The sequence below is a fragment of the Kosakonia oryzendophytica genome (assembly GCF_900094925.1).
GTDB lineage: Bacteria > Pseudomonadota > Gammaproteobacteria > Enterobacterales > Enterobacteriaceae > Kosakonia > Kosakonia oryzendophytica.
This window is the reverse complement of sequence record NZ_FMAY01000001.1, coordinates 57,311-82,489: the sequence shown is the minus strand read 5'-3', so window position 1 is coordinate 82,489 and position 25,179 is coordinate 57,311. Positions and strand designations below refer to the sequence as shown.

23 protein-coding genes and 1 tRNA gene are annotated in these 25,179 nt (G+C 54.5%); 6 read left to right on the top strand and 18 right to left on the bottom strand.

Annotated features, from left to right (window positions below; translation table 11 throughout):
- Positions 1–44: 44 nt before the first annotated feature.
- Positions 45–1,520, top strand: a complete 1,476-nt coding sequence (locus GA0061071_RS00390) for an EmmdR/YeeO family multidrug/toxin efflux MATE transporter (protein WP_088237999.1) — start codon at positions 45–47, stop codon at positions 1,518–1,520.
- Positions 1,521–1,600: 80 nt separating this feature from the next.
- A tRNA-Asn gene (locus GA0061071_RS00385) sits at positions 1,601–1,676 on the top strand.
- Between the two features lie 61 nt (positions 1,677–1,737).
- Here the strand turns inward: GA0061071_RS00385 and GA0061071_RS00380 are convergent.
- The 6 genes from GA0061071_RS00380 to GA0061071_RS00355 all read right to left on the bottom strand — a co-directional run bounded on the left by GA0061071_RS00380 (position 1,738) and on the right by GA0061071_RS00355 (position 7,451).
- The gene (locus GA0061071_RS00380) at positions 1,738–3,081 is read right to left on the bottom strand and encodes a purine-cytosine permease family protein (protein WP_088237998.1); all 1,344 of its coding nucleotides are present in this window, start codon (positions 3,079–3,081) and stop codon (positions 1,738–1,740) included.
- Between the two features lie 63 nt (positions 3,082–3,144).
- Positions 3,145–4,125 (bottom strand): 5-oxoprolinase subunit C family protein, encoded by a 981-nt coding sequence (locus GA0061071_RS00375; protein WP_088237997.1) that lies wholly within the window; start codon positions 4,123–4,125, stop codon positions 3,145–3,147.
- Complete coding sequence (locus GA0061071_RS00370; protein ID WP_061494237.1) at positions 4,106–4,996, bottom strand: 5-oxoprolinase subunit B family protein; 891 nt, start codon at positions 4,994–4,996, stop codon at positions 4,106–4,108. Before GA0061071_RS00370 ends, GA0061071_RS00375 begins: the two co-directional genes overlap by 20 nt.
- Positions 4,986–6,386 (bottom strand): acetyl-CoA carboxylase biotin carboxylase subunit, encoded by a 1,401-nt coding sequence (locus GA0061071_RS00365; protein ID WP_088237996.1) that lies wholly within the window; start codon positions 6,384–6,386, stop codon positions 4,986–4,988. The genes GA0061071_RS00370 and GA0061071_RS00365 overlap by 11 nt, the downstream gene beginning before the upstream one ends.
- Before the next feature lie 16 nt (positions 6,387–6,402).
- Complete coding sequence (locus GA0061071_RS00360) at positions 6,403–6,654, bottom strand: acetyl-CoA carboxylase (RefSeq protein ID WP_088237995.1); 252 nt, start codon at positions 6,652–6,654, stop codon at positions 6,403–6,405.
- A 26-nt stretch (positions 6,655–6,680) separates the two neighbouring features.
- A complete protein-coding gene (locus GA0061071_RS00355) occupies positions 6,681–7,451 on the bottom strand; it encodes a 5-oxoprolinase subunit PxpA (RefSeq protein WP_209446691.1) in 771 nt (256 codons plus the stop codon).
- A 149-nt stretch (positions 7,452–7,600) separates the two neighbouring features.
- Here GA0061071_RS00355 and GA0061071_RS00350 point away from each other — a divergent pair, with 149 nt between their 5' ends.
- Positions 7,601–8,518, top strand: a complete 918-nt coding sequence (locus GA0061071_RS00350) for a LysR family transcriptional regulator (protein ID WP_061494240.1) — start codon at positions 7,601–7,603, stop codon at positions 8,516–8,518.
- A 225-nt stretch (positions 8,519–8,743) separates the two neighbouring features.
- Positions 8,744–10,063, top strand: coding sequence for a shikimate transporter (shiA, locus tag GA0061071_RS00345; RefSeq protein WP_061494241.1), 1,320 nt, complete (start codon positions 8,744–8,746; stop codon positions 10,061–10,063).
- 65 nt (positions 10,064–10,128) lie between these two features.
- Here shiA and fadK read toward each other — a convergent pair whose 3' ends face one another.
- The 5 genes from fadK to GA0061071_RS00320 all read right to left on the bottom strand — a co-directional run bounded on the left by fadK (position 10,129) and on the right by GA0061071_RS00320 (position 15,258).
- Positions 10,129–11,796 carry a medium-chain fatty-acid--CoA ligase gene (fadK, locus tag GA0061071_RS00340; RefSeq protein ID WP_088237994.1) on the bottom strand — a complete coding sequence of 556 codons (1,668 nt, stop codon included), beginning with the start codon at positions 11,794–11,796 and terminating at the stop codon, positions 10,129–10,131.
- A gap of 93 nt (positions 11,797–11,889) precedes the next feature.
- Positions 11,890–12,183, bottom strand: a complete 294-nt coding sequence (locus GA0061071_RS00335; RefSeq protein ID WP_088237993.1) for a ferredoxin family protein — start codon at positions 12,181–12,183, stop codon at positions 11,890–11,892.
- Positions 12,180–13,469: an FAD-dependent oxidoreductase gene (locus GA0061071_RS00330; protein WP_088237992.1), complete on the bottom strand. Its 1,290-nt coding sequence runs from the start codon at positions 13,467–13,469 to the stop codon at positions 12,180–12,182. Before GA0061071_RS00330 ends, GA0061071_RS00335 begins: the two co-directional genes overlap by 4 nt.
- Positions 13,470–13,525: 56 nt before the next feature.
- Positions 13,526–14,473, bottom strand: a complete 948-nt coding sequence (locus tag GA0061071_RS00325; RefSeq protein WP_088237991.1) for an electron transfer flavoprotein subunit alpha — start codon at positions 14,471–14,473, stop codon at positions 13,526–13,528.
- Positions 14,474–14,493: 20 nt separating this feature from the next.
- Positions 14,494–15,258 (bottom strand): electron transfer flavoprotein, encoded by a 765-nt coding sequence (locus tag GA0061071_RS00320; RefSeq protein ID WP_088237990.1) that lies wholly within the window; start codon positions 15,256–15,258, stop codon positions 14,494–14,496.
- Positions 15,259–15,585: 327 nt separating this feature from the next.
- Here GA0061071_RS00320 and GA0061071_RS00310 point away from each other — a divergent pair, with 327 nt between their 5' ends.
- Positions 15,586–16,497, top strand: coding sequence for an AraC family transcriptional regulator (locus GA0061071_RS00310; protein ID WP_088237989.1), 912 nt, complete (start codon positions 15,586–15,588; stop codon positions 16,495–16,497).
- A 47-nt stretch (positions 16,498–16,544) separates the two neighbouring features.
- Here GA0061071_RS00310 and GA0061071_RS00305 read toward each other — a convergent pair whose 3' ends face one another.
- The 7 genes from GA0061071_RS00305 to GA0061071_RS00275 form a co-directional block, all read right to left on the bottom strand.
- Positions 16,545–17,693, bottom strand: coding sequence for an acyl-CoA dehydrogenase (locus tag GA0061071_RS00305; protein ID WP_061494248.1), 1,149 nt, complete (start codon positions 17,691–17,693; stop codon positions 16,545–16,547).
- A 13-nt stretch (positions 17,694–17,706) separates the two neighbouring features.
- Positions 17,707–19,302, bottom strand: coding sequence for an acyl CoA:acetate/3-ketoacid CoA transferase (locus GA0061071_RS00300; RefSeq protein WP_061494249.1), 1,596 nt, complete (start codon positions 19,300–19,302; stop codon positions 17,707–17,709).
- 157 nt (positions 19,303–19,459) lie between these two features.
- On the bottom strand, positions 19,460–20,218 hold the full coding sequence (aroD, locus tag GA0061071_RS00295; RefSeq protein ID WP_088237988.1) for a type I 3-dehydroquinate dehydratase: 759 nt from the start codon (positions 20,216–20,218) through the stop codon (positions 19,460–19,462).
- 25 nt (positions 20,219–20,243) lie between these two features.
- A complete protein-coding gene (gene ydiB / locus GA0061071_RS00290) occupies positions 20,244–21,110 on the bottom strand; it encodes a quinate/shikimate dehydrogenase (protein WP_061494251.1) in 867 nt (288 codons plus the stop codon).
- A gap of 38 nt (positions 21,111–21,148) precedes the next feature.
- Positions 21,149–22,384: an MFS transporter gene (locus GA0061071_RS00285; RefSeq protein WP_088237987.1), complete on the bottom strand. Its 1,236-nt coding sequence runs from the start codon at positions 22,382–22,384 to the stop codon at positions 21,149–21,151.
- 264 nt (positions 22,385–22,648) lie between these two features.
- Complete coding sequence (locus GA0061071_RS00280; protein ID WP_088237986.1) at positions 22,649–23,869, bottom strand: MFS transporter; 1,221 nt, start codon at positions 23,867–23,869, stop codon at positions 22,649–22,651.
- Between the two features lie 59 nt (positions 23,870–23,928).
- Positions 23,929–24,285 carry a YdiL family protein gene (locus GA0061071_RS00275; protein ID WP_061499871.1) on the bottom strand — a complete coding sequence of 119 codons (357 nt, stop codon included), beginning with the start codon at positions 24,283–24,285 and terminating at the stop codon, positions 23,929–23,931.
- Positions 24,286–24,551: 266 nt separating this feature from the next.
- On the opposite strand from GA0061071_RS00275, the gene GA0061071_RS00270 reads away from it, so the two are divergent.
- Positions 24,552–25,163: a hypothetical protein gene (locus GA0061071_RS00270; RefSeq protein ID WP_088237985.1), complete on the top strand. Its 612-nt coding sequence runs from the start codon at positions 24,552–24,554 to the stop codon at positions 25,161–25,163.
- The last annotated feature ends 16 nt before the right edge of the window (positions 25,164–25,179 follow it).

Here is a 25,179-nt window from a genome sequence, read left to right as displayed (position 1 = left end):
ATCAGGGTTTCTCCCCCATTATTTGAAATGAGGTTTCACCCTTTGTGCTAAGGAAAATTTTGAACGTCGTCACCACCCTGCGCCAGGCTGTCATGCGCACCCCCTGGTACAAAAAGCGTAAGAGTTACCGTGTCCTGCTCTGGCGAGAAATCACCCCCCTTGCCGTACCTATCTTTCTGGAAAACACCTGCGTCCTGATGATGGGCGTGCTCAGTACTTTCCTTGTGAGCTGGTTAGGTAAAGAAGCGATGGCGGGTGTTGGCCTGGCAGACAGCTTCAACATGGTGGTGATGTCTTTTTTTGCGGCTATCGATCTGGGTACCACGGTCGTCGTGGCCTTTAGCCTCGGTAAACTCGACGCGGAAAGGGCGAGGGCGGCCACGCGGCAATCGCTGGTTATCATGACCTTATTTGCCATTGTGCTGGCGGCGGTTATCCACGCCTTTGGCACGCAAATTGTTGATTTTATCGCCGGGTCGGCCACGCCGGAGGTGAAAGCACTGGCGCTGACTTACCTGGAACTGACTGTCATTAGCTACCCGGCGGCGGCCATTGCGCTTATCGGCAGCGGCGCGCTGCGGGGGGCGGGCAATACCAAAATCCCGCTGCTGATTAACGGCGGGATGAACATCCTCAATATTCTGATCAGCAGCGTGTTGATTTACGGTCTGTTTGGCTGGAAAGGCATGGGCTTCGCCGGTGCAGGGCTGGGGCTGACGGTCTCCCGTTATATTGGTGCGGTAGCGATTATCTGGGTGTTGATGATTGGGTTTAACCCGGCGCTACGTATCTCGCTCAAAAGTTACTTCGAGAAACTTAACTTCGCCATTATCTGGGAAGTGATGGGCATCGGCATTCCCGCCAGCATCGAGTCTGTGCTGTTTAACGGCGGCAAACTGCTGACGCAAATGTTTGTCGCCGGGATGGGCACCAACGTCATCGCCGGTAACTTTATCGCCTTCTCGGTGGCGGCACTGATCAACCTGCCGGGCAACGCCCTCGGTTCTGCCTCGACCATTATCACCGGCAAACGGCTGGGCAAAGGGCAGATCGCGCAGGCGGAACGGCAATTGCGGCATGTGTTCTGGCTTTCAACGCTTGTTCTGACGGCGATTGCCTGGGGGACGGCACCCTTTGCAGGGCTGTTCGCCTCGTTTTACACCCGGGAAGAGGATGTAAAAGAGGTGGTTAAAGTGCTTCTGTGGCTTAACGCTGCATTTATGCCAATCTGGGCGGCCTCCTGGGTGTTGCCTGCCGGGCTGAAAGGCGCACGTGACGCCCGTTTCGCTATGTGGGTGTCGATGCTGGGTATGTGGGGTTGCCGCGTGGTGGCGGGGTACGTGCTGGGGATCATGCTCGGCATGGGCGTCATCGGGGTCTGGCTGGGGATGTTCCTCGACTGGGCGGTGCGCGGCGTGTTGTTTTACTGGCGTATGGTCAGCGGGCGCTGGCTGTGGAAGTATCCGAAGCCGCAGAAAACGCCGGCGCAACGCCCTCTTTCTGCACAGAGTGGAGAATAATTCGGCAAACGCACTGAAATGTGAATTCAGGCTTTGACAAGGGCAGGGGGCACCGCTAATATTCGCCCCGTTCAGACGATTCCTCTGTAGTTCAGTCGGTAGAACGGCGGACTGTTAATCCGTATGTCACTGGTTCGAGTCCAGTCAGAGGAGCCAAATTTAAGAAGCCTGCTTACGAGCAGGCTTTTTGCTTTTCTACTGTACTGCCAATTATCGATCAGCGGCGAACGCTGGCCGGACGTCGGGGCTTCGGCAGTTTATTGACGCTCACCCGCGCCCACTGGCTAAAGAGCGTGTATAAACCGCAGGCGGAGACAAATGTGGCCACTGCCGAAAACGCGGCGAATGAGGCGGGTCCTTGCATTAATACAATCCCCAGCGCTACGCTGATAAACCACGCCCCCACCCCCACAGGATTGATGGCGACGTGTTCGTGATCGGGCGGCACGTTATGGGCAATTCCTGCCAATGCCACGCCCACCCAGGCCACCACGAAAACACCCTGATAGGCCAGCGCTTGCAACAACCAGGCGAACACATCCGCCAGCATCAGGATATACACCACCCCACCTACCACGCATGCCCAGACCAGCTTGGGCAACTTCAGGTTAAACAAACTGTGGAAAAAGACCTGCATATTGACGGTGGCGAGATAATAGTTGGCGGTATTAATTCGCGTCTGCGTTACCCAAACAAATCCCAACCCGGCTATCCCCAGCAGGTTTAAAATCGCGACAACTACCGCAGTTTCGCTGAGTGCCCCGGCATCGCGAAGGCTGCTGGCGAGGTAAATACCCGCCACGCCATTGAGGAAAAACGTGACCAGATAGAACGGCATGCCGAAGTTGAAACGTGCATGGTACTTACTGTCTTCTTCGCGACCAAACCGGGCGTAATCGAAGGTGTACATCATTAATACCCAGACGCCCATGTAATAGGTGAAGCAATTCCACCAGCCCCACGGAGAAGGATTGGCCGGGCCATACTGGAGCCAGTTTGCCTGGTAGCCGTAGTGCATCACCGAAACGACGATCGTCGCCAGTAACCCCAGTAGATAGAACGGCAGCAGTACGCCGTTAAATTTATCCAGCCAGTGCTGAACGCTGCCGAAAATCAGTGGCACGCTGTAAAGCACCACCAGCGCTGCCGCCGCCCAGTAGACCACGCCCGGAAAGAGATGGTTAATGGCAAAGGCGATAACGGAGCCTTCAAACACGGCGTAATAAATGGCCGTGGAGAAGAAGATCAGCGTCGCCAGTGATGCGCCCATACGCCCGAACAGGCGGCGTGAGAACTGGGCGACAGACAAGCCGCTACGGATGGCGAAGCGACTGATAACGCTGTTAATCAAACCGTATGAAACAACGGATAATGCCATCCCAATAATGGCGTTAACCGCGCCGTAGGTCAGTGCCAGAGACGCGCCAACCACTATGTAAAACACGGCGCTGCACACCGCCCACCAGGCCATCGTGAGGGAGAGTTTTCCCATGCGCACCGGTTCCGGCAGCGCTGACCGATCAACATTATCCGCAGCGCGGGATTGTGGAGCTGAAGCCATAGCAACCTCCTGAAACACGCAATAACCAAAGAGTGATGCCACGGGGCGATGCCCCTGGCAGGGTTAACGCAACGCGTTCGCTAACTGCGCCAGCCGCTGCTGAGACTGACGGCGGGCAACCAGCGCCTCCTCCAGCGTGACGGGCATAAAGCGAACGTGTTGATTCGGCTGTAGCTGACCAAGAATGGCAAGATCGGGGCTGATAACTGTCCCCAGCGTCATATAACCGCCGCCCGACACCGCATCGCGCAGCAGAACAATCGGTTCCACTCCTCCCGGCACCTGCACCGAGCCAATCGGGTAACAGGCATCGACAATATTGGAAGGATCGGAGCCCGCGCCAAACGGCGGCGTCCGCGGCGTGAACGCCAGGGGTTGTCCGCCCTTCAGGCGGTAGCCTGTCCGGTCGGCTTCGGTGCTCACATGCCAGCTGTCAGCAAAGAATGTGTCTACTGCCGCTGGGGTCAGGCGATGAATATAGAGACCCGGCACCAATCGCAGGGTGACGGATTTCTCCAGTACCGGCAGTAACGCGTCGGGAACGGTGTTACCTTCCCGGCGGGAACGCGCTTCGTTGACCGGGTGAGTGTTTAACACGTCACCCGCCGCCAGCCGACGCCCCTGAAAACCTCCCAGCGCACCCAGCGTATAGGTTGAGCGACTACCCAGGACGCGCGGCACATCAATGCCGCCAGCGATAGCCAGGTAGCCACGGCATCCCTGGCGCGCAGACGCAAAGCGCAAATGTTGCCCGGCGCGGATATACAACGCGGTGTGCGTAGCGGCCGGTTGATTGTCGATAATCGGCGTCATCGACGCGCCGCACACAGCCACCAGCGCGTCGACGGAAAAATGGAGCTCCGGCCCCAGCAGCGTCATCTCCAGCACGGCATCATCCACCGCGTTTCCCACCAACAGATTCGCCATCTGCATCGAGTAGGGATCCAGCGCACCGGAGGGCGGTATCCCGAGGTGGTAATACCCTTCACGCCCTCTATCCTGCACTGTGGTGGCAAGGCCGGGCTTAATCACATTGATGGTCATACAGCCCCCTTTTCAACTGCTGCGGATAACCCTGTGGATCGTCAAGAAAGTCGGCAAGCACAAACGTCACATCGCGAATGCGCGGAGAAAATACGCCGTTTTTCACCTGTTCACGGATGTCGTCATAGGTCTGGCGGTCGATCGCCCGAAACTGAACAATGTCTCCCGCTTTGAAAAACACCATTTCGCTTTGCAGATACGGCAGACGCTGCGCCGGGTCGTAAATGGGCATCGGTGTGATGCCAAACAACTGGTATCCCCCCGCGCCTCGCACGGAGTAGATACAGCCGAAACAGCCGCCATGACCGAGAGACAAACCCGGTGTATCGGTACGTGGGCGCAAGTATTTCGGCACCTGCAACTGTTTTTCCTGCCCGACCATCTGATACATAAACGGCAGCCCGGCAACAAAACCCACCATCGACACGAACCATGGCGTCCCGCTGTGTGCGGCAATGAACGCATCTTTATCCGTATAACCATTGATGTGGGCGGCATAATCGAGGTCGCTTCCTTCCGGCGCCTGGTGACGATCGCGAAAACGCATTAACGTCTCGTGTGTCCATGGGTCGTTGTACAGCACCGGGACTTCAATAATGCGCGTCGCCAGCGTGCTGTCGCCGTCACTGTCGGCCTCCAGCGTCTGTAGTCTGGCAAGCAGGGTGTCGGGCGGGAGTTCATCCGGGTTGAAACGCACCTGGAAAGAGGCGTTAGCAAGGCAAATATCCAGTACGCCGGGAAGCTGGCATGCTTCCAACGCCCGTGTCAGCGTCAGACCGCGGAAAAACGCGCTTAACGACATGGACTCTTCAATTTCGGCAAAGAGGTGCTCATCTCCGCCAAACGAGTAGCGAATCGGGTTACTGACCATAGCGACGGATCTCCTGTATCTGAGCCGATGAGGCACGGTCGCGTTCCGCAAGCCACTGCTCGAGGGTGGTGGTGGTGAATTCACCCGCTTGCAATTTCGGATGTTGCAGCAGCCATTGATGAAGCGGCGCGGTGGTTTTGATGCCACGAAGTTCAAGGGTATCGAGCGCCTGGCGTGCGCGAGCCAGTGCCTGGGGGCGGTCCGCGCCCCAGGCGATCACTTTGGCCAGTAAGGAGTCATACCAGGGCGGAACGCGGTAGCCGCTGAAAACATGGCTGTCGATGCGGATCCCTTCGCCTCCCGGCCACACCACGCCGTCTATTAGCCCCGGGCAGGGAAAGAAATTCTTCTCAGGATCTTCGGCGTTAATGCGCATTTCGCAGGCACTACCGCTCAGACGGACATCCGACTGCGCCAGTGTCAGCGACTCACCGTTGGCAATACGCAGCATCCATTGCACCAGATCGACGCCCGTCACCATTTCAGTCACCGGATGCTCCACCTGGATACGGGTATTCATTTCGATGAACCAGAACTCGCCGCGCGTTTCATCAAACAGATATTCCAGCGTGCCTGCACCGCGGTAGCGTAAGTGCCGTGCCAGTTGCACCGCGCTGTCACAAAGCGCGGCACGCTGGTCAGGACGCAGGGCGGGCGAGGGTGCTTCCTCAAAGATTTTCTGCCGACGGCGCTGCAACGAACATTCGCGATCAAACAGGTGGATCACCTGTTCACCATCACCCAAGATCTGCACTTCGATATGCCGTGCGCGAGCGATAAACCGCTCGAGGTAGACGGCGCTGGAGCCAAACGCGGCTTTCGATTCACTCTGAGCGACAGGGAATTCACGCGCCAGCGCCTCGTCATCCTCGACCACGCGGATCCCGCGCCCACCGCCGCCAGCGGCCGCTTTAATCAGACAGGGATAACCGATTTCTCCGGCACGAATCTGCGCCGCCTGCACCGTTTCCAGCACCCGTGAGCCCGGCACAACAGGTACGCCCGCGTCTGCTGCAGTGCGGCGCGCGGCGGCTTTATCCCCCATCACACGGATGGTTTGCGCATCCGGTCCGACGAAAATATACCCGGCCTGTTCCACCCGCTCGGCAAACTGGGCGTTTTCCGACAAGAAACCATAACCGGGATGAATAGCATTCGCGCCGCTTTGTGCTGCGGCTTCCAGTAGTGCGTTGATATTAAGATAACTGCGTGCAGCTGGCGCCGGGCCAATAATGCACACCTCATCGGCCAGAGTGGCAGCGAGGCTTTCACTGTCAGCCTCGCTACAAGCCGCTACCGTTGGGATCCCCAGTGTTTGCGCAGCACGAATAATACGCACCGCGATTTCTCCACGGTTAGCAACCAGGAGTTTTTTTATTTTCCCCGCCATATCTCCTCCGCTGCGCTTATTCGTTATCGGTTTTTATTATGGCCAGAACCTGTCCGGGTTCGACGGCATCACCATTTTGTATGGTGATGGCGGTTATTGTTCCTCGGGTCTCGGCGAATATTTCGCTGAACTGCTTCATGACTTCAATTAAACCAATTACCGTATCCGGTGTGACTTTATCTCCGGTCTCAACAAAGGGTGGGGCTTCCGGTGATGGCTGCCGATAAAAAACACCTGGCAACGGTGAAATAACCTCAATATCAGACATTGTATTTTTCTCCAGATAAGCGGGTCTTATTTCTTTGCGACCGGTGAACAGACGGTAATGCCATTGTTCACCAGCGCCTTTTTTACCGAACTGATAATTTCCAGTGCGCCAGGTGTATCACTGTGGATACAAATTGAATCGAAACGCACAGGGATGATATTGCCGGTCACGGTTTTCACTTTCCCCTCCAGGCAGGCCATTAACACTTTCTCTGTGATCGCCTGCACGCTGAGGCGACCCGTGCTGCGGGTGAAGACGATAAACCCGTGATCGTCATACTCCCTGTCGGCATAAAACTCAGTAATTACCGGGTGTCCCAGCCGTTGAGCTGCCTGCCAGACCGCCGAGTTCGCCATACAGTAGAGGTAAAGTTCGGCGTCGAGTTGATGCAGGATGGAGACAAAATGCTGTGCTGCCGCTTCATCCCGCGCCAGGTACATATACAATGCGCCGTGGGGTTTTATATGTTGCAACGGCAACGCATATAAACGAGCGAATTCGCGTAATGCCCCCAACTGATAAATAATATCGTTAACCAGTTCTTCTGTTGGGATGGATAAATATCGGCGGCCAAACCCCTGTAAATCATGGAATCCGGGATGAGCGCCAAGCGCGACGCCATTTTTTTTCGCTGCCTCAACGGTTCGGCGCATAATATTGGGGTCGCCAGCATGAAAGCCAGCGGCAATATTGGCGGAACTTATTATCGTCATTAATTCATTGTCAACACCGTCGCCGATTACCCATGGTCCAAAACTTTCTCCTATATCGGAGTTGATATCTACGGTTCGCATCATAATAATTTCTTATTTCCGGTGGGGAGCATTAATTCACTATATGAATATTTATTTGTATCCGGAAAGTAGTATTTTTAGATACGCTGGTATCAGAAAAACAGAACGCATATTTGTGAACATTTACGATGAAATGATCAGAGGGCAAATCAATGCTGACGCTACGCCAGATCCGTTATTTTGTCGCCACGGCTGAAATGGGGCAGATCTCGCTGGCCGCTGTCCATCTCAATATTTCGCAGTCGGCGGTGACGGGCGCTATTCAGGAGTTGGAGCAGCTGCTGGGCAAGAAACTGTTTACCCGTTCGGTGCATGGCATGATGTTGACGGACTACGGAAATCACTTTCTCAATCATGCTTATACCGTTTTGCAGACCGTAGAAAATGCCGTGCGCAGTATGCCGGTCAGCGATACCGGTGTGCGCGGCACGCTGCGTCTGGCGGCAAGTTACACCGTGATTGGCTATTTTTTACCGTTTCACCTTCAGCGGCTGATGCAGGACTACCCGCACATTGATATCCAGCTATTCGAGTATGAGCGTCAGGATATTGAGCAGGGTCTGATAGACCAGACGCTGGATATGGCATTGGTGTTGACCGGTAATTTGCGCCATCAGTCGATTTATGCCGAAACCCTGTTTAACTCAACGCGCCGGTTGTGGCTGCCATCGCGCCACCCGTTATGCGAAAAATCGCAGGTGACGCTGGCGGATGTGGCCGATGAACCCTTTATTATGCTCACCGTTGATGAAGCGGCAGACAGCGCCATGCGCTACTGGGAGGAGGCCGGGGCGAGTCCTGGCGTCATCCTGCGCACCAGCTCCGTTGAGGCGGTACGCAGTATGGTCGCCAACGGTTCGGGCGTTACCATCTTATCAGACCTGGTTTATCGGCCGTGGTCGCTGGAGGGGCGGCGCATTGAGACCCGTTCGCTGGTTAATAATGTGCATCCGATGAGCGTCGGTCTGGCGTGGCGCTATGATGCCCGTTTTACCCCAGCGATGGCGGCGCTGCGTGAATATTTCCGCAGTGCATTCGTCACACAGCAGATCACTATGGTGCGGCGTTAACCTCTCTCTGCTCCTGTTTGCAGGCTTCACCGGATAATGTTCTATGCATCCGCTTTCCCTGAGTTGAATTCCCCATTCATGCCCGTCGTCCCGTAAAAGGGTTTTCTCCCGCCGCTTGTCGCTGTAGTCTCAGGTGCGGCTTTTATTTTGCTGCGTACGATGTGAGTAATCTTTTCCCGCAATACATAACTATAAAAATTCAGATTAGGAACGGACAGGACAACTATGGACTCCACGCTCATTACCCCCCGCCCCAACGAGGAGACACCTTCACTTCACCGCGCCCGCCGTGCTGCCTGGGGCAGCTTTGCCGGCGCGGTAGTCGACTGGTACGATTTTCTGCTCTACGGCATTACCGCGGCGCTGGTGTTTAACCGCGAGTTTTTCCCGCAGATCGATCCGGCGATGGGCACGCTCGCCGCCTTCGCCACCTTTGGCGTCGGTTTCTTGTTCCGTCCGCTGGGCGGCATTATCTTCGGCCATTTTGGCGATCGTCTGGGACGCAAACGGATGTTGATGATGACCGTCTGGATGATGGGCATCGCCACCGCCTGTATTGGTATTTTGCCGTCATTTACCACCATCGGTTGGTGGGCTCCCACGCTGCTGGTGATCCTCCGTGCGCTTCAGGGCTTTGCTGTCGGTGGCGAATGGGGCGGTGCGGCGCTGCTGGCGGTGGAAAGTGCGCCCAACGGTAAAAAAGCTTTCTACAGTAGCGGTGTGCAGGTGGGGTATGGCGTTGGCCTGCTGCTTTCCACCGGGCTGGTGTCGTTAATCAGCAGTCTGACCACCGATGCGCAGTTCCTGAGCTGGGGCTGGCGTTTGCCGTTCCTGTTCAGCATTGTGCTGGTGCTGGGGGCGCTGTGGGTGCGCAATGGTATGGAAGAGTCCGCCGAGTTTGAGCACGCGCAGGCACAGCAATCAACGGGTGAGAAAAAACGTCTGCCGGTGTTTGAAGCGCTGGTGCGTCACCCGGCTGCATTTTTAAAAATTATCGCTCTGCGCCTGTGTGAACTGCTGACGATGTATATCGTCACGGCCTTTGCGCTTAACTACTCGACGCAGAACCTCGGGTTACCGCGCGAGCTGTTTCTCAATATTGGCCTGCTGGTTGGCGGAATCAGCTGCCTGACTATTCCGCTGTTCGCGTGGATGGCGGACCGCTACGGCCGGCGACGCGTCTATATTACCGGCGCGTTGCTGGGCGCGTTGAGCGCGTTTCCGTTCTTTATGGCGCTGGAGGCGCGATCGATCCTCGGTGTGGTGATTTTCTCGTTGATGCTGGCCAATATCGCCCACGATATGGTGGTCTGCGTGCAACAGCCGATGTTCACTGAAATGTTCGGTGCGGGTTATCGCTACAGTGGCGCGGGTGTGGGTTACCAGGTCGCCAGCGTGGTGGGCGGTGGGTTTACGCCGTTTATTGCCGCCGCATTGTTAACCTTCTCCGGCGGTGAGTGGCATTCGGTGGCGATTTATCTGATGGTAGGGTGTCTGCTTTCTGCCCTGACGGCGATGTTAATGAAAACACCGCAGCCCAAATAATGCCGGGTGGTTTGCCGATCTGATGGGGGTAGGCCAGCAGACCGGCAGATTCGACCGCCGCGCGTCTAAGAATGAGAGTAGCGCCGCGCCGGGCTGCTGCATTCGTTCTCGTTGCTCATCCTCCGGATAATGTCCTGGCGCAGCAGGAATTTTTTGATCTTGCCGGAGGATGTTCTGGGCAGTTTATCCACGATGACGATGCGTTCCGGGTATTTATACTTCGCCATCCGCTTACGGCTGAAAAACGCCACCACGTCCGCCAGCGGCAGGGGTTGCCCTGGCACTTTCAGCACGACATAAGCGCATGAGCGCTCGCCCAGCCGCTCATCCGGCATGGCGACCACGCAGGCATCTTCAATGGCTGGATGCTGCAACAGCACGTCTTCCACTTCGCGGCTACTGATGTTCTCGCCGCCGCGCACGATGATATCTTTTTTACGCCCGGTAATGCTGATATACCCCGCATCGTCCATGCGGCAGAGATCGCCGCTGTAATACCAGCCTTCTTTATCCAGCGCGCGGGCGGTCAGCTCCGGCTCACCGAGATACCCCATAAACACATTGGGTCCGCGTGACGCCTCTTCTCCTTCCATTCCGCGCGGCAGCGTTTTACGCGACTCATCCACCACTTTAATTTCCACTCCGGCTGCGGCATAACCATCGGTATTCATCATTCGTGAGGGAGTATCGTCAAGATTGACCAGCGCGTGGGGCGAACTTTCCGTCGAACCATAAATACTTAGCAGCGCGATCCCTAATTGCTGGCAACCCTGCGCCACTTTTTTCGGGATAGTGGTTCCACCGCAGAGAAAGAAACGTAGTGACGAGAGATCGGCTGGCTGCTTTTCTATCGCGCACAGAATGTCATAAACGAACGGTGTCGCACCGAGCATGCAGGTGCAACGCTGTTGCTCCAGCATCGTAAGGCAGGCGGACGGCGTAAAGATGTCCAGCAACACGCTGCGTGCGCCAATCAGAAACGGCGCGGTGACACCGTGCAGAAAACCTGTGGCGTGCCCCAGCGGGGCAGGCATCATAAACACATCCTGCCAGGTCAGATTCAGCCGCGCGCAGTATGCCCGCTCGCTGGCGAGAATATTGTTGTGCGTCAGCATCACGCCTTTTGGCATCCCCTCGGTGCCGGAGGTAAACAGCACGGCGGCAAGTGCATCGCCGTGCACCTGGCGTGGTGCGGCGAGCGGGGCGTTATCTTGCAGTAGCTGGTGGAAGCTGAGCGTGGTTGTCGCCGGAGCCAGTTTATCCACACCAACAATGCGCTGTAAGCCGGGTAACTGGTTTTGCAGCGGCAGGATCAGATCCACCGGGCGGCTCTGTTTAAACAGGGTAGGGGCAAAGAAAATTTTCGCCTGGCATTTGTTTAACACCCACACCAGTTCCGCTTCCCGCCACGCAGGCAGCAACGGCACGGAAACCGCGCCGGTTTTCAGGCAGGCCAGATAAATCACGGTAAATTCGCACCAGCCAGGAAGCTGGAATGCCACGCGATCGCCAGGCTGAATGCCGTTGTTCAACAACCATGTCGCCAGACAACTTGCGGCGTGATCAAGCGCCGCGTAGGTATAAGACGCGCCGTGGTTATCCACCACGGCGACTTTATCTGGCATGGCGCGTAGGGTCTGGTGCCAGTAATCTCCCAGCGATGCATCGCCCCAAAAACCTTGCCGTCGGTACGCTTCCCGACGTTCAGCATTAAACGTTATCGTGACGCTCATGAACTCTTCTCAGTCAATAAACCGTTAAACGTGCGAACAGGAAGGACATCGTGAGCGGATGTCCTTTCGCGAATTTCAGGCAGTATTGGGGACTCAGCCGTAGCGGAAGTCGACGCCGAACGTACCCGCCGGGTAGGTCCATTTGTCGAGAATGGTCTCCCCACACAGCACGCGGCAGGTGCCGCATTCAAGGCAACCGGCGCAGTCAAAATGGATGTTGCCATCCGCATCCTGCTTGTAGAGGTTGGCCGGGCAGGCGTTAAGTAATTTGCGAAACTCAGCCATATCGGGGTTATCAGCCAGAATAATGTGCGGATGGCCCTCATCGACATGGAATTTATTAACGCCCAGTTTGACGTCAACATTAACGCTGTTTTCCTGACTCATAATGCGGTCGCCCCTTTGATGCCATCTTTCAGTAAATTCATTAGCCCGACTTTCTTCATATGGGACATCATCATTTTGCGCACCGGCTGGTTCGGCCGGCCATCAACGGTAAACATATCGTTCATGATGTCTGCCACCATGTGTGGATACTGGGTAAACAGACGCGGGTTTTCCATGAGTGCCGGGAGCTTACGGAAGTGCTGCATATCACGCATCACCACGCTCTGCTCCAGCGCGCGTTTATAGTCCGACAATGCCTGCGCAGAGAAATCCTGTTGACGTTTTGCCGCGATAGCGGTGTTGGCCGCCGCCTCGGCTGAGGCAATGGCCAGATCCATGCCGCGCACGGTAAAACCCAGATTGAGACAGAAACCGGCGGCGTCACCCACGATCATCACGCCGTCACTCACCAGTTGCGGCACCATTGCCAGACCGCCTTCCGGTACCATATGTGCGGAGTACTCCAGTAATTTACCGCCCTGAATCAGCGGGCGAATGGCGGGGTGCTGTTTAAAATCTTCCAGCATCTGCGGCACGCTTTTCCTTGCCTGGCCGATATCGCCGAGCCCGCACACCAGACCAATAGAGACCGAATCACGGTTGGTATACAGGAATCCGCCGCCCATCAGGCCATTCGATGGCGAACCGGCAAACAGCCACGCTGCGCCCTCATTCCCCTCGAGGTTAAACCGATCGTTAATGTGCGCTGTGGGCAAGCCGATCAACTCCTTCACCCCCACGGCATAGTGGTGTGGCGAGGGGGCGGGTACCATGCCTAGCGAACGGCCCAACAGAGAGTTAACGCCGTCCGCCAGGATAACCACATTGGCCTCAAGAATGTCATCGCCCGCCTGCACACCGGTGACCCGGTTGCCTTCGTGGATCAACGCGTCCACCCGTACGCCCGGAATAAACTGCGCGCCTGCCTGTTCCGCCTGCTCCATCAACCATGGATCAAGCCGGTTGCGCAGCACCGTGTAAGAGGCCTGCGCGGGGAGGGCGGGTTTTTCCCGTTGAAAGTCGAGGGTGACGGCGTTTTCTTCGGTCAAAAAGGAGATTTTCTCGCGGGTCACCGTTCGCTCAATCGGCGCGTTCTGCGCGAAGCCAGGCATGATGCGCTCAATACTGTGTGCGTAAAGCCTGCCTCCGGTCATGTTCTTACTGCCTGCGCTGTTACCGCGCTCGATAACCAGCACATCCAGCCCGGCTTTAGCCATCACATAGGCGGCCACCGTTCCCGCCACGCCCGCGCCAACCACGATGGCATCAAATTTTTCATCCGACATGCGTTATGCTCCCTTCCCGCTGTCCGCGCAGCGGGATATCTGCGTAAGAACAAGGGTCAGTGGCTCAGCGCGTCGATCAGGGCCGGCACGACTTTGTAGATATCGCCCACCAGGCCGTAATCGGCATAATTGAAGATCGGCGCATTTTTGTCTTTGTTGATGGCGACGATCACCTTCGCGCCATTGCCGCCGACCATATGCTGAATCTGACCGGAAATGCCCAGCGTCAGGTAGAGATCGGACTTCAGCAACACGCCGGAGACGCCGACATAGCGCTCGCGCTCCATCCAGTTTTCGCCTTCAGCAATCGGCCGGGAACATCCCACTTCTGCGCCCAGCACGCTGGCCAGTTCACGTACCATAGCGAGGTCGTCTTGTGCGGCCAGACCACGGCCCACGCCAACCACACGTTTCGCTTTGCTCAAATCCACACTGCTCAACGTCTTCGCCCGGCGCTGCCGGCAACGGATCTCATGGCGCGGCGCAATATACTCCGCCGTGATGACGGGGCAGGTATGGGAGGGATCGGTGGCAGCGGGCTCCATTACCCCTGGCGCAAGGGTAATAATGGCCAGTGCGCTGTTCAGCTTTTCTTTACCAAAGGCCAGACCGCCATACATGCGGTGTTGCGCACAGACGCCACTGGCATCAATGCTAACCGCCGTGGCATCGTTCACCAGGGTGGCGTTGAGCAGCACGCTGAGTCTTGCCCCCAAGGCTTTGCAGCGTTTTGTCGTGGTCATCAGTAGCAGCGCGGGTTGACCGGCGCTCTGTTGCTCAATCAGAGCGGCAAGGGTTTCGGCAAAGTTTTCAATGCGTTGCAGGTCGGAATGCGGCTCAAGCACCGTCACGCTATCTGCGCCCAGTGCCTGGAGGCGGCTCGCCTGTTCAGCACCGTACACAATGGCATGCACCTGTTGGCCCCATTGACGTGCACCGGTCATTAATTCTGCGTAGCGTTCAGCATTGTCGCTCAGTACCCAGACACGGGTTAATTGACTCATGATGTTCTTCTCCGTTGGGCTCAATTCAGGGCTTTTTTCACGTGTTCGGCCAGGGCAGCGATCGCTTCCGGCGAATCATTGTCGAGGATGATGTGTTTGCGCGTGGTGGCTGGCGGTACGATGATCTCCATCAGTTCCGCCTGCGGCGAGGTCGGGTTCCAGCCAATATCGCTGGGTTGCCACTGATTGACCGGTTTTTTGCCTGCGCCAAGAATGGCTTTCATGGAGGGAATGCGCGGGACATTAATGTCCGACGTGACGCAGAGCACGGCGGGCGGCGTCAGTTCGATCACTTCCACGTCTTCTTCAAGCGTGCGCTCAACGGTGAGTGTTGCGCCATCGCGCCGGATGCTGCTGACCGCGTTAATCACCGGCAGTTGCAGAAGCTCACCAACCAGCAACCCCACTTGTTGGGCATAGAGGTCACCGGAACCTTCGCCAAACAGCATCACATCGAAGCCTATTTTTTCTGCCGCTGCGGCCAGCGCCTGGGCGGTTTCTTTCGGCAGGGCATGCTCCAGTTGCGCATCCTGCACCATAAACAGGCTGTTTGGACCGCGGGAAAGGACATCTTTACGTACTTTCGAGTTTTGCAGCAGCGAGCCGCCGACGGTCAGTGCGGTAACCTCATCGCCTTCACTGGCGAGTTGTGTGGACGCTTCGATGGCATTGAGATCGAACTGGCTGATCTTCGCCTCTGCATTGTCAAAGCTGAGCGTATGGTCGGGCATGACCATAATGTCCTGTTCCTCAGGCACCAGTTTAAAGCAGGTTATTATTTTCATGGCATCTCCTGTAAGTCGCGGGCGAATATTGGCGGTGACGCCAACATCGACGAAAGGTCAAACGTGACTGGAAATAGTGTGCGATAGCGGGATCGGGTTTTCGACGGGGCAAGCTGTTTTCGTTGCTAACAATCTTGCAAAAAAAGTGAGATCGATTAAGCAAAATAAAAGTCAGTGAAAATAAATTGCGTGCGTAAACATATTATCTTGCATGCCCGGTAAATAATCTTGTTCTGCGCCTGTAAAGTCCAGTTGAATAACCGCAGCGCTCGCTCTATTTTATCCTTATTATTTTGTTTGGGCTTATTCTCAAAATGTGAGGTTGTCATGTATCAGCGATGCTTTGATAATGCCATGGAACCCCTTTTCGCGCAGGGGGAAACACCCCGATTTTCACGCTTTGTCATCAGCGATGATCCGGCCTGGGAATCAGGGCATCATGTTCACGATAATGAAACCGAGCTTATTTACGTGAAAAAAGGTGTGGCGCGATTAATCATCGACTCCTCACTGTATGTCGCACATGCGGATGATATTGTGGTGATTGAACGTGGGCGGTTGCACGCAGTGGCATCGGATGCCACTGCGCCTGCCACCACCTATACCTGCGCCCTGCATAGCTTCCGTTTTCGTGACCGGGAGGAGCACCAGTTGTTGCAGCCGCATTCATGTCCGGTCGTTTCCGCCGGTCAGGGGAAAGCGGTGATTAAAAGCATATTTAATGAATTGAGTGTAATGTTACCTCAAAGTAAAAATACCTTAACGTCCTCCGTCTATGATGCCTTTGCCTATGCATTGACGGTGTTGTATTACGAGAATTTTAAAAATGCCTACCGTTCGGAACAGGGCTATATTAAAAAAGATGCATTAATTAAAGATGTTCTGGTCTATTTGAATAACAATTACCGCAAAAAAATAACGCTCGAACAGTTGTCAAAACAATTTCGCGCCAGTGTCAGTTATATCTGTCACGAATTTACTAAAGAGTACCGTATTTCCCCCATCAACTATGTGATCCAGCGGCGGATGACCGAAGCCAAATTTGCGCTGACCAATACCGATAATTCGCTGGCGGAAATCTCCTGGCGTGTGGGGTATGAAAATGTGGATCACTTCGCCAAGCTTTTTCTGCGTCATGGCGGCTGCTCGCCAAGCGATTACCGGCGGCAATTTAAAAATAATGTGAGTGAGCAAGAGCACCTGCCCAGCTTTTATCCGCAGGAGAATGTCCTGTTTTAGGTGGTTACCTCAGTTCCCGGTTTACCGGGAACTGAGGGATTATCCGCTTAGTCCTGATAGTCTTTCAGGATCTGCCGGCCCGCCACATAAATCATGATCTCATCCGTGCCGCCGCCGATACGTTCACACCGCACATCGCGCCAGAACCGGGAAACGCGCGCTTCGTCGGTGTAACCCAGCCCGCCCATGATCTGAATGGCGTCATCGATCACTTCCATTGCCGTTCGTGCGCAGTAGAGTTTCGCCAGCGCTGCGCTGGTACGCAGAGACTGTTGCTGATCTGCCTGCCAGGCCACTTTCAGCACCATATTGCGCATGTTCTCGACTTTGATGGCCATCAGCGCCAGTTTTTCCTGGATCATCTGGTTATGACCAATTGGTTTGCCAAAGGCAATACGCTGATTGGCATAGCGAGCGGCATCTTCAAACGCGCATTCAGCAAAGCCGGTGCTACGCGCGGCATTGATCAGACGTTCCATCTCAAAGTTATACATCACATTGAGAAAGCCCATCCCCTCTTCGCCAACCATGTCGCTCTCTTCAACTTCCACATTGTCGAGGTAGACTTCGCAGGTACTCAGCATATGCCAGCCAATTTTATGCAGCGGGTTGACTTTGATACCCGGTTTTTTGGCATCCACCCACCACAGCGTAAAGGCTCTTTTCGGATCTTTCGGTTGCGGATCGCGTGCCAGCACCAGCATGTAAGGGTACTCTTTCGCACCGGTAATAAAGGTTTTTTGCCCGTTCAGGTACACCTTGCCATTTTTGCGCGTGTAGCTCGTGGTGGCGCTGTTGTTATCCGAACCCGCACCTGGCTCCGTTAAGGCCAGTGCATAGGCCGGGTCACCGGTTTCCATGGTGCTTTCGGCAGTTTTACGCAGTTGCTCGGCAGATCCGAAACGGCGCATGCTGTGGATACACTGCCCATTGGTGATAAGAAACGCCGGTGCGCCGCATTTTGATACTTCCATTAGCGCCAGCATCTGCGTGACATAATCTGCCGGAATGCCGCCGAACTCTTCCGGTACTCCAAGCATGGAAATGCCATTATCGGCCAGCGCGCGCATAAATTCTCGCGGGTAGGTTGCCGTCTGATCGCAGGTGCGGAAATACTCTTCCGGGAAGTGACTGGTGATCAGTTCGCGGATGCTGGCAAGCAGCAATTCCTGCTCTTCGGTTAAAGAAAAATCCATTATTGTACTCCTGTTAATGGGCCGCTTCGGGTAAGACGAACCCCATGGTGGCGTCGATAAATAAGCGTTCATCCATCTGTTTCAGATGAGGGGAAATAACCGGGGTGAATTCCATGTTGTCCAGAATGTCTTTTTGCAGGTCGATGCCTGGCGCAATTTCGATTAAATGGAGACCGTCTTCTCTCAGCGTAAACACCGCGCGTTCGGTGATATAACGGACATCCAGCCCGCGTTCGAGGGCAATTTTTCCGCTAAAGGTAATTTCTGGCAGCGTGGAAATGAATTTTTTCACCCGACCTTCCTGCACAATGCGCAACTGGCCGTCGGTAATATCCGTTTTCAGACCGGCGGCGGTCAGCGTGCCGCAGAACACAATTTTTCTTGAGGTGGCGCTAATATCAATAAAGCCGCCGGTGCCCATTATTTTGCCATTGAATTTATGCACGCCGACGTTACCGTGCTGATCCACTTCGGCAAAGCTCAGGTAACAGACATCCAGACCACCGCCGTGGTAGAAATCGAATTGCGAGGTCATATCCAGAATGGCGCGGGTATTCACGTTGGCGCCAAAGGCCACCCCTTGTGAGGTGATGCCGCCAACTGGCCCGGTTTCCACCGTCAGGACAAAGTCGTCTGCGCAGCCTTCTTCCCGTGCCACCAGCCCGATGCCATCGGCAATACCGACACCGACGTTACCCACCGCACCTTTGCGCATCTCAAACAGCGCACGGCGCGCCACCAGCTTGCGCTGATTAAGGGGCAGGGTGAGTTGGGTGCTGTCATCGAGCGTAAAATCGCCAGAGATAAAGCGGTTCACCGGCGCTCCGCCGTACAGCTGCGTCTGGTTTGGGTCAATGACCACAATATCCACCAGGTAGCCGGGGATACGCACTGATTTGGGATGCAGGGTGGCTTTTTTCACCATTTTCTGCACCTGCATCATCACGATGCCGCCGTTGTTATGCACAGCCTGGGCCAGCACCAGCGCATCCAGATACATCACTTCATCTTCAAACGAAGCGTAACCTTCGCTGTCGCAGGTGGTCGCGCGGATAAAGGCAATATCCGGCGCAATCGCTTTGTAGTAGAGGTACTCCTTGTTATCGATCTCCACCAGCTTGATCAGTTCCTCTTTGGTGACCTCATTCAGCTTGCCGCCCTGCTGGCGGGGGTCAACGAACGTCCCGATACCGATATCACTGAGAATGCCGGGCTGATGGGCGGCGGCGGCGCGCAATGTCTGCGTCAATATGCCCTGTGGGTAGTTATAGGCAGCAATTTTTCCTTGCTCAGCCAGATCGGAGATGCGCGGTGATTGCCCCCAGTGCCCGCATAACGCCCATTTCACCAGACCTTCCTGCGCCAGCGGGCTGATGCCACGATCGGCGCGATCGCCCAGACCGGTCGGGCTGATGAGGGAAAGATTCCGCGGTGTTTGCGTCTGTTTATATTTCTCCGCTAAAGCGGTAATTAATGTGGTGGCTTCAAGAATGCCGCCACCTGCTCCTAAAACACAAAGTGTGGCTTCGTCCGGAATATAATTCACCGCGTCCTGCGCAGACAGCACAGTGACACGCCCATTAATGCGTGTGGGTCTTTCAGGTTTCATCATCGCTCCTCGAAATAACCGGGCGGGTAGCCGCATTATTCGCCGTGCAGCGAAATAAAGGCGTACGAATCCGCGGAATATTTATTGAAAATATTCACGTCCGGTCATTTGTTTTAATTAAGGGCGGGCATGTTTATTCCCGCCTGAATTGGGTTTATTAAGCCTGATGCAATACCGTTAATACTGTTCGCAGGTCACTAACGGATATTTGGCCCGGTGCAGAGGCTTTTTTTACCGCGCCAAAGGTAGCCGCAGACCCGAACACCTCACCCGCCAGACGTGAAATTACGCCGGTTTTAGACATCGACATGGTGATGATAGGTCGGTCAGCATAGCGCTCATGCATCTCCAGCGTCGCGGTGAGCAGCGTCAGGACATCGGTTTTGTTTTGCGGCATCAGTGCGATTTTGGGGATATCTGCGCCAAGCTGCTGCATTTTCCGCAGGCGCTGAACGATCTCCTCCGCCGGCGGTGTTTTATGGAAGTCATGATTGGACATAATGACTTTCACATTTTTCGCGTGTGCATGTTCCACGGTGGTTTTGACCAGTTCGTCACCGGTAAACAGCTCCAGATCGATCATATCCACCAGGCCGCTATCGACTGCCGCACGGTTCAGCGCAATGTACTGCTCAGCCGATAACGCCTGCTCGCCGCCTTCTTTGGCGCTGCGGAAGGTAAACAGCAGCGGTTTATCCGTGATGATCGTACGGATGGCGGATGCCGCTTCCAGCACGGCCTCAACTGAGGCTACATTGGCGAAATGGTCGACGCGCCATTCGAGGATATCGAAATCCGCGTCGCGATAGCTCTGCGCTTCAGATTTCACACTGGCGATATCTTTTCCCATTAACGACACAATAATTCTGGGTGCCCCTTCGCCAATCACGAGGTTTTTTACGGTTACGGTTTTCATTGAGTACCTTTTATTCACCAGCCTGTCAGGCTTCGAAGCCCATGACCTGTTTCACGTATTCCAGAGGGAACTCTTTGCCGGTCCACAGCTTGAACTGTTCAGCCCCTTGCCATAACAACATGCCGTAACCGTCAATTGTTTTGCAACCGGCTTGTTGCGCCTGCTGCAATAACTTCGTGATATGCGGGTTATAAACGCATTCGGTGACCAACAATCCCGGGCGCAGCAGGCTGACATCGCTGATGAGTGACGCATTTTCCATCGGTTTCATGCCGACCTTGGTGCCGTTGGTGAGAATATCCGCTGTGGCGAGGGCTGCCGCAAAGGCGTTCTGATCTTCAAGGTCTGTCACGGTGACCACGCAATCGGTGTTTTCGTTAACCCGTTTGGCGAAGGCGACGGCTTTTTCAAAGAAGTCGTCCCGGCGGTTAAACAGTTTAATCTCTTTAATGCCTTCAATAGCCGCCTGCGCGCCAATCGCAGTGGACGCGCCCCCGGCACCCAGCAGCACCATGGTTTTGCCTTTGATATCGAAACCGCTCTCTTTGATGGCGCGAATATGTCCTGTGCCATCGGTATTGTAGCCGCGCAGGTAACCATCATCGTTAACAATGGTATTAATGGCACCGACCAGTTTTGCCGCCGGGGTTAATTCATCAACATAGTCGCATGCCAGCTGTTTATTGGGCATGGAAACCCCGGTACCACGCATTTTTAAGGCTTTTAACCCGGCAATGGCGTTTGCAAAGGTCGTGTTATCGACTTCAAATGCCATATAGGTATAAGGCAGTCCGGCTTTTTCCAGCGCTTTATTTTGCATTTCCGGAGACAGGCTGTGTCTGATGGGGTAGGCCATCAGCCCAATCAGTTCATATTTAGCAGTAACATCCATAATAGACTCCTTGAATTTTTATCGTGAATCGAAGCTGTTTATTGAAAATAGCGTTCGCCGAACCGCACATCGTTTTTTGGAATATTGAATACGCGGTAGTAGCGGACGAAAACAATGAGCGCGGTGATGAAGGCCAGCAGCGCAAAAACGAAGTCCAGCGCGATGATGTATTGCAGGCCAATCGTTGAGAGGTAACCGGTGATCAGCGGAATAACAAAGTTTGCCAGTCCGCCCATCATCATATAAACGCTGGTGACTTTGGCTTTGCTTTTCGGGAAGAACTCCGACATGACGGACACACCGAGTTGCAGAATGCCGCCCGCGGCGGAAAAGCCGATAACAAAAGCACCGGCATTACACACCAGCGGCGACGGGTATAAATAGATAACCGCTGCGGTCAGCGTCGCCAGGCCGGCGTTAAAGACGTTAGCCCAGATAGGGCGCACGGCTTTTTTCAACAGCACGGCGAAGATAAACACGCACAGCAGCGATCCCATGCTGTAGTAGGAGATGGTTTTCAGTGCGTCGGATTCCACCATGCCGGCAAATGCCATGGCGTACTTCGGCATCCACACCACGATGACGTAGAATGTCGAGAAGGCGGCAACGCCAAACAGTACCGACGCGACGCCTTCCAGCCACGGCAGCGGTTTGCTGTTCATTTGCGGTAATGCTTTGGCGACACTGGCGTCCACCTGCTGACCGGGAAAGCGGCTTTTCAACAGCAGCAGGGTGATAAGCACAAACAGCACGCCCGGAATGATGACGCCATAGCCGTACCAGATATGATTGAGCAGCATACAGCTGACGATCATGGGATAGAGCATCTGCCCGAAGGAGACCATCGCTTTCACCAGGATCACCGCCGAGCCGGAGGCTGTCGGGAAACACTCCATCAGCGCTGGGTAGCCGCCAGTATCCAGTGCCGAGTTGGCGACACCGACGCAGACGGCCAGAACAAAGGCCACCATCAGGTTCGGGCTGGCGGGAATACCAAAGAAAAAACACATATATAAGACAACGCCTAACAGAATTACCGCCCTGCGGCCGAACTTGTCGGAAATTACACCAAAGAAGAGAATACTGACCAGTCGGCCAAGACCGATGCCGGAAATTAAATAAGCAATGCCTGCATTGTCGGTGGAAAATTTTGCCGCCAGCGACGTCATATTTTGAGCCAGCGTGATAACACTTATCCCGTGTAAAAAATAACTGAGATAGATACAGATAACGGCGAGGATAAAAGGGGTGCTGAAAGCCTTATTCTGAGACATTATTCACAGCTCCATGCTAATTTTAAATTTGTTCTCCCGCGCCTGTCACTGTGATATCTGGCAGCGAGTTTAGTGATTACTGTACGTGGTTGCTGTGGCCGGACATACATAGCATGGCGTTTAATTTGCCAGGTTTATTGCAGGGTAAAATGTGATGTGAATTGCCTTTAATGCGGTTTCCGGCGTGAGCGATTAAGACGGTAAATAACGTCCGTATTATTTTGCAGAAGAGCCTCAACAATATTGCATGGGCAACCCGGCAGGTTATTCCGCGAGCGGTGATATATGGACTAAACGCCGGGATTCCATCCGGCTGCGCAGACCAATAAACAGTGCCAGCAGAAAACCAACAGCGGCAATGGCGGTATCAAACCACATAATATCGGCAATGCTGTGCTCCGAGAGGCGTGCTGTGATTAACGGGATGGTAAAGGTGGCGATGCTTCCCGCGCTGTAATAAATACCGGTGGCTTTGCCTTTGGCATGCGGAAAGCGGGCTGCCATCAGCGTCAGGCCAATCTGCACGACCCCGCCTGCCGAGGAGAAGCCAATGACAAATGAAAAAATCACCACCACATATACGCTGGGATGGAGGCACACCGTCAATAACGCCACAAACGACATGAAGGTGTACAGAATTAACAGGGCCATGGTTCTGGCGGTTTTCCGTACCAGCGGAGCAGTAATCAATACGCAGAGCAGCGATCCACAGGTGTACACGCTGAGCAGTTTGATGGATGCGGTATAAGACAGACCCACCACAAACTGGCCGTACTGTGCAAGCCACTGACTGATAAGATAAAACGTGGTCATTGCCACATAGCCATACAGCGTATAGCTGGCGAGATCGATAACCGAGCAGCGGTGTTTAACAGGCGGCGCCGCGCAGTCTGGCGCCGGTCTGGCGGCTGTAACCTGACGCCCTTGGTGAGGAGGAAACGTGCAGCGCAGCAAAAACACGCCGTTGAGGAGCATAATGGCCGCGGCAATCAAAAAGGACCAGCCAAACCACAGTTCTGCCCACACCAACAGGCTGATGATCAGCGGTAACAGAAACTGTCCTGCGGAAATAAACGCTTTGATCAGCACATTCGCGGTGCCGGGTGCGCGTGGAAATGCCTCCATCAGGCTTGGGTAGGTTCCGGCATCCAGAAAGCTGTTGGCAATCCCGGCGACAAAGCCAAAGGCGTAGGCCACGAGAATGTTGTGTGTATTAATGATGCCGAGAAAAAACGTGAGGTAGCAGATCATGCCAAAGATAATAAACGGTCGTCGACCGAACTTATCGGACAAGACACCGGAGAAAAACAGGACGCTTAACCGGCCAATACCGAGCGACGAAATCACCACAGAGACACCGGCCGCGTTGGTCTGCCACTGGAGTTCGAGCGAGGACATATTGAGGCTCATCAGAATGACCCCCATGCCATGCACCAGGTAATTCAGATAGAGACCCAATGCAGTAGAGAGATAGGTATTTTTCATCTTGTGTGTACTGCGTGACGGTAAAATGAATCGTCAGTGGCGTGAGCGGACCAAACGCGTTAACACAGATGTTCCAGATCGTGTGCATAGAGTTCGGCAGCCACCGACTGATAAACTTTCCAGTCCAGATAATCGCCATCACGATATACTGTCTGAAAAGCGGCTAAATCCGCGAAAAAACGCATCGTATTATTGCCAATACGATTATTTATTCGGCTGATAAGGGCGTTGATGTGAGTTTGTCTTTTTTTTCTCAGTTCCAGTAATTTTGCAACAATATCCGCCGGGATCGCTTTCTCACCATTTTCCCATGCCTGCCATTCCGCTGTGGTGTTATCTGGTGCTATCCAGATGGCGCACTCTTCAACGGTCATGGCGAAAATATGGCGTAATGCCTGCAATTCATATGCGTTCATCATTTAATTGCTTCATGTAAAAACGATTACGCATAAATAACATGAATACACAGAACGCATATTGAACAGAGTCACAGGATCTTGTGCAATATTATTTGTTATCAGCCTGTAAATTAAAACGCTGGATTCTGGAAGCAAGGCCGAAGAATTTGCCTTTATTACGCAGTGCAATGCGAAGATATTTGCCACAGCGCGATGAAATTAATAGGGTTATTTCTGCTATGACAATACTCTTTTTATCTGATGACCACAGGAAGGTAATCACCATGAAGAACAGTGAATTTGTGACGGAAAAAATGCGAGAGTTTATGCAACGGGGCGACATGGGGGCGGCGAGTTTTCATGAACTGTTGTCTGACATGCAGCGCCACCCGTGGTATCAGTCGCAGCTTCAGCGCCTTGAACAACTGCGGCAACCGGAGAGTCGTGCAAACCCGTTTGTCGGCTCTTTGTGCGCCGACAGTAACGCGCAGGCGATTGTGGAATCGCTCCGGTGCTATCTGGCGGTGGATGAGGAGCCGAAGCATGTGGATAGCGAATCCTATTTTGAGTGTTTGGTGCAGCATATCAGGGCGCTTGGTATTCGCGTGGTTAAACCGGATCAGGAGGGAATACCGCAGCGTCCGGGGGAAGATCCTCAGGGGATGGTGATAGCGTTCGCCACTGCGCCCTGTATTGTTGTTCATCCTGATGCCACGCCGGAGGTGCGCGCATTGCGCGTGTTGCACATGCTGTGTCTGATGGGACTGGGGCTCTCCGGTATTTACTACGATGACGATACCGGGATCGGGCAGGAAGCGGCGTTGTGTCATGCTGTCGCCACCGGGTTTCTTGCGCAGGAAAGAGCGGGGTGGGGCGGCGCTAAAGAACAGGCATGAGCGTAAAAAAAGGGCG